14 protein-coding genes are annotated in these 12139 nt (G+C 61.2%); 7 read left to right on the top strand and 7 right to left on the bottom strand.

Features of this window, described 5'->3' with window-relative positions; all coding sequences use genetic code 11:
* Nucleotides 1-23: 23 nt before the first annotated feature.
* Nucleotides 24-467: an EF-hand domain-containing protein gene (locus ACODR6_RS06445; protein WP_489021639.1), complete on the bottom strand. Its 444-nt coding sequence runs from the start codon at nt 465-467 to the stop codon at nt 24-26.
* 232 nt (nt 468-699) lie between these two features.
* Between ACODR6_RS06445 and ACODR6_RS06450 the strand changes: the two genes are divergently transcribed.
* Both ACODR6_RS06450 and ACODR6_RS06455 read left to right on the top strand, forming a co-directional pair.
* The gene (locus ACODR6_RS06450; protein ID WP_112719975.1) at nt 700-1443 is read left to right on the top strand and encodes an SDR family oxidoreductase; all 744 of its coding nucleotides are present in this window, start codon (nt 700-702) and stop codon (nt 1441-1443) included.
* Nucleotides 1444-1533: 90 nt separating this feature from the next.
* Nucleotides 1534-1974, top strand: coding sequence for a hypothetical protein (locus tag ACODR6_RS06455; protein WP_112719976.1), 441 nt, complete (start codon nt 1534-1536; stop codon nt 1972-1974).
* Nucleotides 1975-2027: 53 nt separating this feature from the next.
* Here the strand turns inward: ACODR6_RS06455 and ACODR6_RS06460 are convergent, their stop codons facing one another.
* Nucleotides 2028-2783, bottom strand: a complete 756-nt coding sequence (locus ACODR6_RS06460; RefSeq protein WP_489021642.1) for an SDR family oxidoreductase — start codon at nt 2781-2783, stop codon at nt 2028-2030.
* Nucleotides 2784-3013: 230 nt separating this feature from the next.
* On the opposite strand from ACODR6_RS06460, the gene ACODR6_RS06465 reads away from it, so the two are divergent.
* On the top strand, nt 3014-3652 hold the full coding sequence (locus ACODR6_RS06465; RefSeq protein WP_489021644.1) for a response regulator transcription factor: 639 nt from the start codon (nt 3014-3016) through the stop codon (nt 3650-3652).
* 373 nt (nt 3653-4025) lie between these two features.
* A complete protein-coding gene (locus tag ACODR6_RS06470) occupies nt 4026-4790 on the top strand; it encodes an SDR family oxidoreductase (RefSeq protein ID WP_489021646.1) in 765 nt (254 codons plus the stop codon).
* Between the two features lie 145 nt (nt 4791-4935).
* On the opposite strand, the gene ACODR6_RS06475 is transcribed toward ACODR6_RS06470, so the two are convergent.
* The gene (locus tag ACODR6_RS06475) at nt 4936-5904 is read right to left on the bottom strand and encodes an alpha/beta fold hydrolase (RefSeq protein ID WP_489021648.1); all 969 of its coding nucleotides are present in this window, start codon (nt 5902-5904) and stop codon (nt 4936-4938) included.
* A 316-nt stretch (nt 5905-6220) separates the two neighbouring features.
* Here ACODR6_RS06475 and ACODR6_RS06480 point away from each other — a divergent pair, with 316 nt between their 5' ends.
* Nucleotides 6221-6937, top strand: a complete 717-nt coding sequence (locus ACODR6_RS06480; RefSeq protein ID WP_489021650.1) for a winged helix-turn-helix domain-containing protein — start codon at nt 6221-6223, stop codon at nt 6935-6937.
* A gap of 23 nt (nt 6938-6960) precedes the next feature.
* Here ACODR6_RS06480 and ACODR6_RS06485 read toward each other — a convergent pair whose 3' ends face one another.
* From ACODR6_RS06485 to ACODR6_RS06495, 3 genes are all read right to left on the bottom strand, one after another.
* Nucleotides 6961-7338: a cupin domain-containing protein gene (locus ACODR6_RS06485; protein ID WP_165402766.1), complete on the bottom strand. Its 378-nt coding sequence runs from the start codon at nt 7336-7338 to the stop codon at nt 6961-6963.
* Nucleotides 7339-7506: 168 nt separating this feature from the next.
* Nucleotides 7507-7878 carry a response regulator transcription factor gene (locus tag ACODR6_RS06490; RefSeq protein ID WP_489021652.1) on the bottom strand — a complete coding sequence of 124 codons (372 nt, stop codon included), beginning with the start codon at nt 7876-7878 and terminating at the stop codon, nt 7507-7509.
* 46 nt (nt 7879-7924) lie between these two features.
* The gene (locus tag ACODR6_RS06495) at nt 7925-8563 is read right to left on the bottom strand and encodes a response regulator (protein WP_112719984.1); all 639 of its coding nucleotides are present in this window, start codon (nt 8561-8563) and stop codon (nt 7925-7927) included.
* A gap of 492 nt (nt 8564-9055) precedes the next feature.
* Between ACODR6_RS06495 and ACODR6_RS06500 the strand changes: the two genes are divergently transcribed.
* Entirely contained in the window at nt 9056-10522 is a 1467-nt protein-coding gene (locus ACODR6_RS06500; RefSeq protein ID WP_489021655.1) for a cyclic nucleotide-binding domain-containing protein, read from the top strand.
* Between the two features lie 35 nt (nt 10523-10557).
* Nucleotides 10558-11445: a LysR family transcriptional regulator gene (locus tag ACODR6_RS06505; protein ID WP_489021657.1), complete on the top strand. Its 888-nt coding sequence runs from the start codon at nt 10558-10560 to the stop codon at nt 11443-11445.
* A 52-nt stretch (nt 11446-11497) separates the two neighbouring features.
* On the opposite strand, the gene ACODR6_RS06510 is transcribed toward ACODR6_RS06505, so the two are convergent.
* Entirely contained in the window at nt 11498-12136 is a 639-nt protein-coding gene (locus ACODR6_RS06510) for a hypothetical protein (protein WP_489021659.1), read from the bottom strand.
* Nucleotides 12137-12139 lie beyond the last annotated feature (3 nt).

Raw genomic sequence — 12139 nt, forward strand, 5'->3', positions numbered from 1 at the left:
GCCCCTTTTTGCGGCTGCGCAGATCAAGCGCGGGTCGGCGGTCTGAAGCGAATGGCGTCAGCTTGCGCCTGGTCGAGGTGACCGATGCCAAGCGGCAGTACCTTTTTCAGCCCTTCGATGACCTCGGATTTGTCGAGCGTCCCTTTGCCGGTCGGGTCGAATTTCGCCCAGCGTTCCTCGGTCGAAACCGGATCGAATATTCTCTTGTCCATGTCGGCAAGGCGCTTCTGCGCCGCCATGTATTCATCCTTGCTGACCATTCCGTCGTCGTTGACGTCGGCATCGTCGATCAGCTGCTGCGCGGTCCGGTCGTAGAGATCGGCCAGCAGTTCCTCGTCGGATTTGACGGCGGGTGCTTTCGGAGGATTGACGGGTTTGAAGTCGATCTTCTCGTCAGCGATCGAGGGGGCCTTGTGCCCCTTCGGCATAAAGAGGCTGAAGATAAGGCTTTCGGAGCCTACGCGCATTGTGTCGATCCTTGGTTGGCGTGGTGGGACGCGGCACAACCTGAAAAGCGCGGCTTGCTTCAACCTTGCTGAAAACGTGTATTCAGGCCTTGCGTTACAACTGTAACGCAATTGCTCCGGAGGGCGTTGCAGACCCATTCCGCATTGCCGGGAACACCTCTTGTTCCCGGCAATGGGCTAATCCGCTGGCGCTTCGGCATCTATCTCTGGCCCGATATCAAGGAGATAGACGATGAAAATGCTTCAGGACAAAGTGGCGGTCATTACCGGCGGAAACAGCGGTATCGGCAAGGAAACGGCAAAGCTCTTCGCCCGCCAGGGCGCAAAGGTGGTGATCACCGGCCGGCGGCAGGATGTCGTCGATGCGGCGATCGAAGAGATCGGAAACGGTGCTATCGGCATTTGCGGCGATGTCGCCAGCATCGAGCACCATCGCCGGCTGGCGAACGAGGTTAGCGAACGGTTCGGGGCTGTCGATATCTATATGGCGAATGCCGGTGTCATCAATCTCTCCTCGTCCTCGGTGGTGACGGAAGAGGAGTATGACCGCCATTTCGCGGTCAACACGCGCGGCGTCTTCTTCGGCGTGCAGACCATGGCGCCGATCATCCGGGATGGCGGCAGCATCATCGTCACCAGCTCGCTCGCGGCGACGAAGGTTCTGCCGCAGCATACCGTCTATGCCGGATCGAAGGCGGCGCTGGCGGCATTCGCCAAGAACTGGGCTCTCGAATTCAGGGAGCGTAAGATCCGCGTGAATATCCTGACACCCGGGCCGGTCGAAACGGAGATCCTCGGCAAACTCGGCGTCAGCGAGGCGGACCGTCCGGGCTTCGAGCGCCAGATGGCGGGTCTCATTCCGGCCGGACGAATGGGGGCACCGGGAGAGCTGGCGCATGCGGCGCTGTTTCTGGCGACCGGATCCTTCGTCAACGGGTTGGAACTCTTCGTCGATGGCGGGATGTCGCTCACCTGACCAGAGGCCGAAATCCCAAACCTTCGTTTGGGCAGTCTCTACGGTCGCCCGGTGTTAGCCTTCTGCTTTATCGAAAGCAGGAGGCAAGAAATGAAAGCGCTCAAATACGCCGTCTTCGTCATGGTCTGGTTCAATGTTCTCCTGGCCGGGTGGCTGGCGGTCTACATGCTCTATGATCCCGAGGGATGGTACTATTTCGTGCCCGGCGTCACGGATACGGGCTTCTTCAACCAGCATTTCATCCGCGACATCGGCATTATCCAGGGCTTTATCGCCCTTGCTTTCGCGGTCGGCTGGTTTCGCGAGGAGCGGCGTATCGAGCTCTGGGCGGCGGCGACGCTGTGGCTGATGGCGCATGCCTTCTTCCACCTCTGGGAAGTCGCGGCCGGCATATGCTCGTCCTCGGTCCTTCTTCGCGACTTTCCGGCCGTCAGCATGCCGGCGCTGTTCGGGATCGCCGCAACGGTATGGGCCTGCAGGCAAAGATTTCGCACCGGCTATGCCGATGGCGAGGCCCGAGTTTCGATCTAGTCCCTGAAACAGCAAGGCGGCGCCCCAAGCGCCGCCTTCATTGCGTCACGCTGTCAGGCTGCAGCCATGCTTCTCGAGAGCCAGTCGTGAAACGACAGTTTGCCCGATAGCATCTGGTTGACCGGCAGCATGCCATCCCGCGACAGCTCCACACCGAAATACAGAGGTGTGGGCGCCAGGCTGACAGGCCGCGCATCTTCCGTCGCCGTTAGCAATTCCCGAGCCAGATCAGCAAGATCGATTGCTTCCGGCCCGCCAAGCTCGACGATGCCGTTGTGAGGCTCGCCGCCGGCGAGCTTGGCGATCCAGCTTGCGGCCTCATCGGCGGAAACCGGGCGGACGACGAGTGAAGGCAATGCCAGTACACCGTCGACCGCATAGTCGTTGACGATCCCGCTAAAGAACTCGAAGAACTGCGTCGATCGGACGATCGTGTAGGGTAGCCCCGATGAGCGGATCAGGTTTTCCTGCACCAGCTTTGCGCGGAAATAGTCGTTCTCTACAAGCCTGTCAGTGCCGACGGCCGAGAGAGCCATGTAGTGCCTGATGCCTGAGGAGCGCGCCGCAGCGAGGATGTTTCTGCTGGCCTGCCGGAAGAAGTCGAGGGCGTTTCCCTGGCCGAAAGAACCGGAATTGGTGACGTCGATCACGATATCGGCGCCAGCGAGCGCCGCTGTCAGGCCTTCGCCGGTATAGGCATTGCCGCCGGTTTTCGTCGATGCGGCCACGACATCGAACCCGTCGCGCTCCAGGCCGCGGACGATCTTGGAGCCCATGGCGCCGCTGGCGCCAATCACCGTTGCTCTCATTTCCATCTCCATCCATCTGATATCGATGGATGATAGGCATTTGGTGCCGGTGTTCGACTAAACGAAGTGTTGGGTTGACCTGATCTTGCTGCCCGCCAACCTAAACCAAGGTTTACCCTCACGGCGCATCGCTTCAGTGGTACAAAACCGGCGGCGACATTCGACGCCACCCTGGGCCAGCAAAACCCGGTGCGGAGGATGTTTCCGAACCAGGCAACCGGGGTCGTGTCATGCAAAACGTCCAATCCAGCGCAGAGCTCTCCGCCGAGCCGATCGTCTATGTCGTCGACGATGACGAAGACATGCGGGAATCCCTTCTCGATCTTTTCCTGGTCACCAAGAAGCGGGCCAGCGCCTTTTCGAACGGTCCGGAATTCCTGGAGATGGCCGATATCAGTGCGCCGGGCTGCCTCGTCGTCGATCTCAGGATGCCCGGCGGAACCGGCCTCGATCTGCAGCAGCATCTCTCGCTGGCGGGAAGCCGTTTGCCGGTGATCTTTCTGACAGGGCATGCCGATGTCGCGGCGAGCGTGAAGGCAATGAAGGCGGGCGCCACGGATTTCATCACCAAGCCTTTCGCCTCCCAGGACCTGCTCGATGCGGTGGATCATGCGATCCGCCTGGATTCCGAACGGCGCAAGATGGATGCGGAATACGGGCGCATCCGGGCACTCGCCGACACCCTGACCCCGCGCGAGAAGGAAGTGATGTCGGCGGTGGTCAGCGGTCTGATGAACAAGCAGGTCGCCTATGAGCTCGGCATCAGCGAGATGACGGTGAAGCTTCATCGCATGAGCCTGATGCGCAAGATGCAGAGCCGTTCGCTTGCGGATCTCGTTCGAAAGGCCGAACAGCTTCAGCGCGGCTGAAGCCTGCGGCATCCCGAAAGGGAACCGCCCCCGGGAGGGGAAGGGGCGGTTCCAGAGGGGATGGCTGGGGGGTGGGGAAGGGTACCCCAGGTCGAGGACTGCCATCCACGAGCAGGGCGGGAGGGAACGGCCACCCTGGATCAGCAGCGGCTTGCTGATCCATTTCAGAATATGTGAATGGACCGGTTCACGTAAGTAAACCTTGGTTGGGGCGGGGCCGATGCCGGGTGGCGCTGCGCCCAACCAACGTTTGTCTATGCCGCCACCGGCAATTCCATAGGCTTGTCCGAGGTCAGGAAAGGACCTCACGCGGGCCGGCCGGCGCAGCTGCGCCGTCGCGCCTTTCTCAAGAATTCTTCAAAAGGAGCGAGTCATGAAGATCGTCGTTATTGGCGGAACCGGGCTGATCGGTTCGAAATTGGTCAAGCGGCTTCAGGCCAAGGGGCACGAAGTCATCGCGGCTTCGCCGTCGTCGGGCGTCAATACCATCACCGGTGAGGGGCTTGCTGAGGCGTTTGCGGGTGCGCAGGTCGTCGTCGACCTCGCCAACTCGCCGTCTTTCGAGGACAAGGCGGTCATGGAGTTCTTCCAGACATCGGGGCGCAACCTCATGGCGGCCGAGACGGCAGCCGGCGTCAAGCATCACCTGGCGCTGTCCGTGGTCGGCACCGACCGGCTTCCCGAAAGCGGCTATCTGCGCGCAAAGCTGGCGCAGGAGAAGATCATCAAGGAATCCGGCATTCCCTACACCCTGGTCCATTCGACGCAGTTTTTCGAGTTCATGTTCGGCATTGCCCAGTCTGGTGCGCAGGGCGATAAAGTCCATCTTTCGCCGGCCATGATGCAGCCGATCTTCTCGGAAGACGTCGCCGACGCGCTCGTCGATTTCGTTCTCGGCGTGCCGCTCAACAAGACGGTGGAGATTGCCGGCCCCGAGAAGATCCGCATGGCCGATGCCGTCGGCAAATATCTTCGTCAGATCGGTGATGCCCGCGAGATCGTCGTCGACCGCCAGACGCGCTATTTCGGCGCGATGCTTGACGACAGCAGCCTGGTGCCCGCCTCCGCCGCCTGGCTCGGCAAGGTTTCGTATTCCGAATGGGTGAAGACCGCGACGCCGCCGCCGCGGGCGCACTGAGCATCCTCCGGAGGCTCGCGCCTCCGGCATTTCCCGCATTCAACGAAAAGCATCCGGTTCAGCGCCTTGCCGAGCCGGATGCTTTTTCATTGGCGATGTATGCACTTGCGGAAGGAGGGGCGCCGGCGGCAGCGCCCCCTGCCGATCATCCGTTGATGAAGCTCAGGATGTCGGCATTGACGATATCGGCATGGGTCGTCGCCATGCCGTGTGGCAGGCCCTTGTAGATCTTCAGCGTCGCCCTCTTCAGAAGCTTCGAAGACAGGACGGCGGAATCCGCCACCGGTACGATCTGGTCGTCTTCGCCGTGGAGCACAAGTGCCGGTACGTCGATGACCTTAAGGTCCTCGGTGAAGTCGGTCTCGGAAAAGGCCTTGATCCCGAGATAGTGGGCGTTGATGCCGCCCGCCATGCCCTGGCGCCACCAGTTGCGAACGGTCGATTCCTGCAACGTCGCGCCCGGGCGATTAAAGCCGTAGAACGGGCCGCTCGGGAAGTCGGTGTAGAACTGGCTTCTGTTGGCCGCCAGCGTCGCCCGCAGCCCGTCGAAGACCTCGATCGGAATGCCGCCGGGATTGGCGGGGGTCTTCAGCATGAGCGGCGGAACCGCACCGATGAGCACGAGCTTGGAGACGCGGCCCTTGCCGTGGCGGGCGACATAGCGCGTCGCCTCGCCGCCGCCGGTCGAGTGGCCGACGTGAACGGCGTTGCGCAGATCGAGATGGTTTGCGACGGCTGCGGCATCGGCCGCATAATGGTCCATGTCATGGCCGCCGCTGACCTGCGCCGAGCGGCCGTGGCCGCGGCGATCATGGGCGACGACGCGGAAGCCCTTGTCGAGGAAGAAGATCATCTGCGCGTCCCAGTCGTCGCTGCTCAGCGGCCAACCGTGATGGAAGACGATCGGCTGCGCATCCTTTGGACCCCAGTCCTTGTAGAAGATCTCGGTCTCGTCGGCCGATGTCACGTAGTTGCCGCCCGAGCGCTCGGCTGCAACCTTGCCCTTCTTCGCGGCCTCAGCGGGTTGTGCCGTCAGGGTTGCCGCTGCCGCGGCGAGCCCCAACGTGCCCGTCATGATATTCCGGCGCGTCGATGTGATGGAATGAGCATCCATGCTTGTCTCCTAATCAATGAATCGTTGAGATCAAGCCGGTCGACAATAATAATTGCTATTACGATCAGTAATCCGGCAATTTTATTTACGATCTATATTATTGCTTATGAACTATACATTGGTTTTGTTGCCGGCAGTTTGTAGCGCATGCGGCGGCGGAGTGGCGCGGCGACGGGCTTTCCGGATGGTAACGGCATGCCGCTCTTGCGAAAACCTATACTGAAGTTAGTGCCGAATACTCGGAAAAACTGGCGGTTATTATTGGCCCAACTTGGCCACCCGCCTATACCTCCGTTGCAACCCGACGGAGAATGCGATGAAGCACGTTGTAGTGCTTGATACCGATGCCACCGCACGCCTTGGCCTCAGCGGCTATCTGGTTGAGGCCGCTTTTCAAGTGAGCGAAGCCGCGTCGTTCCAGGAGCTGCAGCGACTCCTGCCAGGCATCGAACCCGATCTCCTCGTCATCGACGTCAAAGCCGATGACGACTTCGAGATGGTGAGACGGCTGGCGGCCCGCGTGGCAGCGCCGATCGTTATCCTCAGCGGCAGCCGCATAGAGGAAGACGACAAGGTGCGCGGGCTGGAGGCGGGGGCGGCGGATTACATCACCAAGCCGCTCGCGCATCGGGAGTTCGTGGCCCGTCTCCGGGCCGCGATGCGCGAGAAGCCGCTGCCGCGCATGGATCGCGATATGCGATCCTACTCCTTCGCGGGATGCACGCTTTGGGTACGCCAGAGGAACCTCTGCCGGCCCGGCGCCGCCGATGTGAAATTGACGGTGGCGGAGTTCAATCTGCTTGTGGCTTTTCTGCGGGCGCCCCGGAAGGTGCTTTCGCGAGAGCAGTTGCTGGCAGCCAGCCGGGTCAACTCGGAGGAAATCTTCGACAGAAGCCTGGATGCATTGATCCTGCGGCTGAGGCGGAAAGTCGAGCTCGATCCCGCGAACCCGCAGCTGATCAAGACCGCGCGCGGAGCGGGCTACAGGTTCGAGAGCGACGTGATCTTGGACGATCGGCCGCGCCGCCGCTAGCGCGGCAGCGCAGCCCATCGTTGCTATTGCTTGATGTCGGTAACCAGCTGCGTCTCGTCCGTATCGACGACGAAGACAGCCAGCAGCTGCGCCGGCTCGGTATCGCTCGCATTGGCGCTGACACCATGTTTGTCGCCCGGCAGCTCCGAGAAGTTCTCACCCTTGTGATAGACCTTCTCAGGGTCGTCATTCACCTTGCTGCGGATCGCGCCTTCGAGCACGGTCGCATAGATGAAGGCGGAATGGGGGTGGATGTGGGCCGCCGAAGAGCCGCCGGGGCCATATTCCACCAGCACGCCGCGCATGCTCTTGCCGGGTACGTTGGGAAGCGGATGGTCGAAGACAACGGAGATCTTTGCCTTTTTCGTCGTGTCGGCAGCGTTGGTGATCTGCGCTGGCATGATGGCAGCGGCCAAGATCAAGAGGGCTCGGGTGAACATGCTGAACTCCTTTCAGGGTGTAGCGAAGCGCGGCACGCCGATGGCGGCCGCGTTACTCCCGGGATTTAGGCATGAGGTGCTGCGTTGAGCATCTATACGTGCGTTCGGCTTGACGGGCCGGTTGGCGGTTCAGCCGCAATTCGACTTCGAGATGAATTCGAGCAGGCTGGCGGAATCGATCGGCTTTTCAATAAAGCCCGCTGCTCCGCAGGATTGAGCCATTCTCCGCGTATAGCTGTCGGCAAAGGAAGTCATGATGCAGACCGGCGGCCCACCCATGGCGACGATCTTGCGCAGCAGATCCATGCCGTTCGTGCCCGGCATTTTCAGATCCGCGAGAACGCATTGTACGCGCGCGATGTCGCCGGAGGCGAGGAACGCATCAGCCGATCCGTGGACGACGCTGTCGATACCCATCGCATCGAAGAAGTCGCGCAACGATTCCCGAAGGAAATGGTCGTCATCGACGATAGCGACTGTGGTGTGGGGTTTGGGCTGCATCGAACCTCAGATCAGGTGATACAAGGGCTTCATGGGAACGCTCAGGTCAGTGAAGAAGTTCGAACTGGCGGACAAGTTCGGCGAGTGACCCGGCCTTCATCTTTCTCATCATGCTGCCTCTGTGGAGTTTGACCATGATCTCGCTTATCCCGAGCTCGAAAGCGATCTGCTTGTTCATAAGCCCGCTTGTGACAAGTCCCATGACCTGCGTCTCACGCGGGGTGAGGCTCGATGCCCGGTCGCGCACGGTCTGGCGTTTCAGCCGCGCTTGCTGCCGACCGGCGTCGATCGCGAAGGCCGATTGGATGGCTTCCAGCAGTTCCTCGGTCCTCAGCGGCTTTTGAAGGAAGTCTATGGCGCCAGCCTTCATCGCGTGAACGCTGGTGGCAACGTCGCCATGCGCCGTCATGAAGACGATGGGGACCTGGTATCCCTTGGCCTCGAGCTCGCTCTGGAACTCGATGCCGTTGGCGCCGGGCAGCCTGACGTCCAGAAGAATGCAGCCGCCAAGGTCTTGCGGCGCGCGGGCGAAGAAGTCCGCGCCGCTCTCGAAGGCATCGGCCGGCATGTCCAGCGATTGAAACAGGTCCAGCAAGGAAAGCCGCAATTGTTCATCGTCCTCGACGATGTGAACGATCTGCCGAGGCGGCAACACAGGCTCGGCACTTCTGGCAGCGGCTGCCATTGTCAGGTCCTCCAACCGAATAAGGTGGCCAGTTCACCATTCATCCTAATAGGTTCCGCGCCCCAGACAAGTAAACTAACGTTTGCTATCTCATTGCAATTCAACAGGGAAATGCGTCTTTCACAGGCGAACGCACGGGCCTTCCGGCGCGCCACCGCAGGCAACGGCAATCGACCGGCATGACAGAAACCTTACTGCGGCCTTTCGGCAAAGGCGCTGCCGGGCTTCATCAGAATTTCCCGAAGTTATAACGCCTTCGATGCCCCGGACACAGCGGGAAATCCTCCATCAGGCCCGCAAAGACGTTGCATTTGTCATTCTCGGGCATAAGGGCGCGCGTCGAAATCGATGATGATGGACGGCAGCGCTGCTCATGGAAACCTACCAACAGGTTTAGTAGGCGCCCGTAAACTCCACTGATATTTTCGCGGGCGCCCGCCTGATGTCTGCAGGCTTGCGAGCGGGCAATCCCAATTCTGCAGCGAGAACCTAATGCCGCAACAGACATTCTTGATGTTCGTTCTGATCAATCTTCTGGGTGTGGCGGGGATCGTCATATGGCATCTCCAGGGACGTTCGAGGCCGACGGCGCGCCTCATCGTGCAGATCATCTTCTTCCTGGCGATGACCGCTGCCGTGACGTTTGCCGGATTGAATCCTTTCCGCTTCGATGCCCCGCATCTCGATGGTCTCGGCAGTCTGGTCGTCGCCGCAAAGATCCTCTGGTGGACGCACCTCTCCTGGGCGACGATCGGATTTGTGCGCATCTACATCGTGCTCGACGGCCGCCCGCGCGAGGCGCGCCTGCTGCAGGATCTGATCGTCGCGATCGTCTATCTCGGCGTGCTGCTGTCGATCATGGCCTTTGTCTTCGGTGTCCCGATCGGAACGCTGCTGGCAACCTCCGGCCTCATTGCCGTCATCCTCGGTCTGGCGTTGCAGAATACGCTCGGTGACGTCTTCTCGGGCATCGCGCTCACGCTCGGACGGCCCTACGCCATCGGCGACTGGATCGTGCTTGGCGATGGCACCGAGGGCCGGGTCGTCGCCAGCAACTGGCGCTCGACCTATCTGCTGACCTTCGCCCACAATCTGGTCGTCCTGCCGAACAGCGTGCTCGCCAGGCAGTCGCTGACCAATGTCAGCAAGCCGGATGAAAATCATCAGCTCATGGTGGCGGTCCGGGTTCTGCCGACGCGCCGGCCGCGATTTGTCGCCGATGTGATGCGCGATGTTCTCGGAAGCTGCAATTGCATTCTCCACGAGCCCGCACCGGCCGCCATCGTCGGCAGCATCAGTGCCGCGGCGATCGAGGTGGAGCTTTATTTCCAGGTTGCCGGACCGATGCAGCGAGGTGCTGCACGCAGCGAGGTGATCGATCTGATCTACCGCCATTGCGCCGCCAACGGCCTCTCCCTGGCAGCACCCTTGGGGACGGCATTGCTGGGTGGAGAGCAGATTGCCGCGCTGCCGGAAACCTCCTTCGACATCCTGCTCAGTTCCAATCCCCAGTTCTCCGAATTGAATGCCGAGGAGCGCGAGGCCCTGGCGGCGCTGGCGGTCAGAAGGAGTTTTGCGGCCGGCGAGATCGTCGTGGAACAGGGCGGCATCGCCACCGGGCTGATGGTGGTCCGCACCGGCATCCTCGCCTTCACGCATCACGGCGAGGATGCCCTGCGCCTTGCGCCCGGCGATTGTTTTGGCGCGTTGGATGTCATCACCAGCAGGCCGGAAGCCTGTGCCGTCAAGGCACTGACGCGGGCGAGCGTCTACGAAATCCCGAAAGCTGCCTTCGAAGCCCTGATGGGCGAGCGGCCGGAACTGGCGATGAGCCTTTCAAAACGTCTGGCGCAGAAATCTCCGGCAGCGGCCGAACACAAGGATGCGCCCGCAGCGAAAGCACATGGCAGGACAGACCTCGTCCATGCCATAAGGGCGATGTTCCACACCGCACAGTGAGCCGCATAGCGCGGTCATGAGAGTCACAGCTGAAGATGCAAAGCCTGCTGAATGAAACCGCCGGACTGGTAGCCTTTGTTCGAACGGTGAGGGCAGGGTCCTTCAGCGCTGCCGCAAAAAGCCTGGGCACCACGCCGTCCTCGGTTTCGAAGAGCGTGTCCCGGCTGGAACAGCTGCTTGGTGCCAGCCTCTTCAGGCGCTCGACGCGGCTATTGGCGATGACGCCGGAAGGCGAGGCTTTCTACGAAAGGATCTCGCCACTTCTCGAGGGCATCGACGCTGCCGCCGACGCCACACGATCGCACCTGGAGCCGGCCGGGCATCTGCGTGTCAGCCTGCCGAGTGAACTCGGCCGGATGATCCTGCAGCGCGTCGTCGAGGAGTTCATGCCGCGATATCCGGAAATCTCGCTGGAAGTCGGGATGACCGACAGGGCCGTCGATCTTCTGCGCGAAAATTACGACGTAGCCTTCCGGGTTGGCGGTACCGCTCAATCCGGCCTGATGTGCCGGACGCTGGCGCATCTCGACATGGCGATCGTCGCATCGCCTGCCTTTCTCGCCCGTCATCGGAAGATGAGCGCGCCGGGCGATCTGCGCGAGCTGCCATTCGTGCGCTACGTCATTGCTGGCGTGCCCTATCCGATCCCGCTGCCTGACGGGAGCGAGCTTGTGCCGCAGGGGAGATTGGATCTCGATTCTGCAACCGCCATTCGCGATGCCGCGGTTTCAGGGGTAGGCGCCGCCTATTTGATCAAACGCATCGTCCAGGACGATATCGATCGCGGCCTGCTTGTCGAACCCTTGCCCGGTATACCGCTCGGCACCGTTCCGCTTCAGGCGATCCATGCGTCGGGCAAGATGCCCAGCCTTCGCCTGCAGGTCTTTACCGATTTCATTGCGTCGATCATGGCCGGATCCTGAACAGGGTGGCCGCGAAAGAGGGGAAATTCCGCCCCTCTTTCGATCCCCTGTCTCAGACATCGGCGGACATTTTGCCCGGCCAGGTGAAGTAGTAGTAATCGCCGCCGACCTTCTCGAAATAGGCATTCCCGCCCGTCTTGGCGTCGATATAGGAACCGTCAGCCGACTTGGCGAAGCTGCCGTCGCTCTCGCGCTTCAGGTGATCCTGAAGAAACGTGTTCCAGGCCTCGCTATCGCCAGTCTCGATCTTCCCTGCGGATTTGCCGCCGGCGGGGTCGTAGGCGGTGACGGTTTCGCCGGTCGCCGGATTGGTCACCTTCAGCGTTCCGTCCTTCATCGCCTGCATCATCCCCTGGAGATTGACGTAGCTCATCGGGTTGCCGGCTGCGCCATCGAGCTTGTCCTTCAAGGCGTTCATGAAGGTCTTCGAGCCTATGAAGCCATCAGGCACGCGCACGGCGCCGTCCTGCCCGTCAGCGTTGCTCAGATTGTGCAAAGCCTGCAGCAGCACCGAAAGCGACCCGCCATCCAGCCCCGTCGAACTGTGGTCGAGATCGATGCCGCCGAGCAGGCGCGAGATAGGGCTTGCCATGGATGAGGCGTTCGAGCTGCTGTTGCCATCTTTGAGAATGCCGAGCGCCAGGTTTGCGCTGTAGCTGCGTGCGAGTGAGAGTGAGAGTGCTGAGATCATCGG

Source organism: Rhizobium sp. FG96 (genome assembly GCF_057808655.1).

Excerpts from the sequence above, each read along its gene's own strand:
- ACODR6_RS06455 (WP_112719976.1), top strand. The coding sequence starts at position 1,534 with ATGAAAGCGCTCAAATACGCCGTCTTCGTCATGGTCTGGTTCAATGTT.
- ACODR6_RS06480 (WP_489021650.1), top strand. The coding sequence starts at position 6,221 with ATGAAGCACGTTGTAGTGCTTGATACCGATGCCACCGCACGCCTTGGC.
- ACODR6_RS06490 (WP_489021652.1), bottom strand. The coding sequence starts at position 7,878 with ATGCAGCCCAAACCCCACACCACAGTCGCTATCGTCGATGACGACCAT.
- ACODR6_RS06500 (WP_489021655.1), top strand. The coding sequence starts at position 9,056 with ATGCCGCAACAGACATTCTTGATGTTCGTTCTGATCAATCTTCTGGGT.
- ACODR6_RS06485 (WP_165402766.1), bottom strand. The coding sequence starts at position 7,338 with ATGCCAGCGCAGATCACCAACGCTGCCGACACGACGAAAAAGGCAAAG.
- ACODR6_RS06460 (WP_489021642.1), bottom strand. The coding sequence starts at position 2,783 with ATGAGAGCAACGGTGATTGGCGCCAGCGGCGCCATGGGCTCCAAGATC.
- ACODR6_RS06465 (WP_489021644.1), top strand. The coding sequence starts at position 3,014 with ATGCAAAACGTCCAATCCAGCGCAGAGCTCTCCGCCGAGCCGATCGTC.
- ACODR6_RS06510 (WP_489021659.1), bottom strand. The coding sequence starts at position 12,136 with ATGATCTCAGCACTCTCACTCTCACTCGCACGCAGCTACAGCGCAAAC.
- ACODR6_RS06475 (WP_489021648.1), bottom strand. The coding sequence starts at position 5,904 with ATGGATGCTCATTCCATCACATCGACGCGCCGGAATATCATGACGGGC.
- ACODR6_RS06450 (WP_112719975.1), top strand. The coding sequence starts at position 700 with ATGAAAATGCTTCAGGACAAAGTGGCGGTCATTACCGGCGGAAACAGC.
- ACODR6_RS06445 (WP_489021639.1), bottom strand. The coding sequence starts at position 467 with ATGCGCGTAGGCTCCGAAAGCCTTATCTTCAGCCTCTTTATGCCGAAG.
- ACODR6_RS06495 (WP_112719984.1), bottom strand. The coding sequence starts at position 8,563 with ATGGCAGCCGCTGCCAGAAGTGCCGAGCCTGTGTTGCCGCCTCGGCAG.
- ACODR6_RS06505 (WP_489021657.1), top strand. The coding sequence starts at position 10,558 with ATGCAAAGCCTGCTGAATGAAACCGCCGGACTGGTAGCCTTTGTTCGA.
- ACODR6_RS06470 (WP_489021646.1), top strand. The coding sequence starts at position 4,026 with ATGAAGATCGTCGTTATTGGCGGAACCGGGCTGATCGGTTCGAAATTG.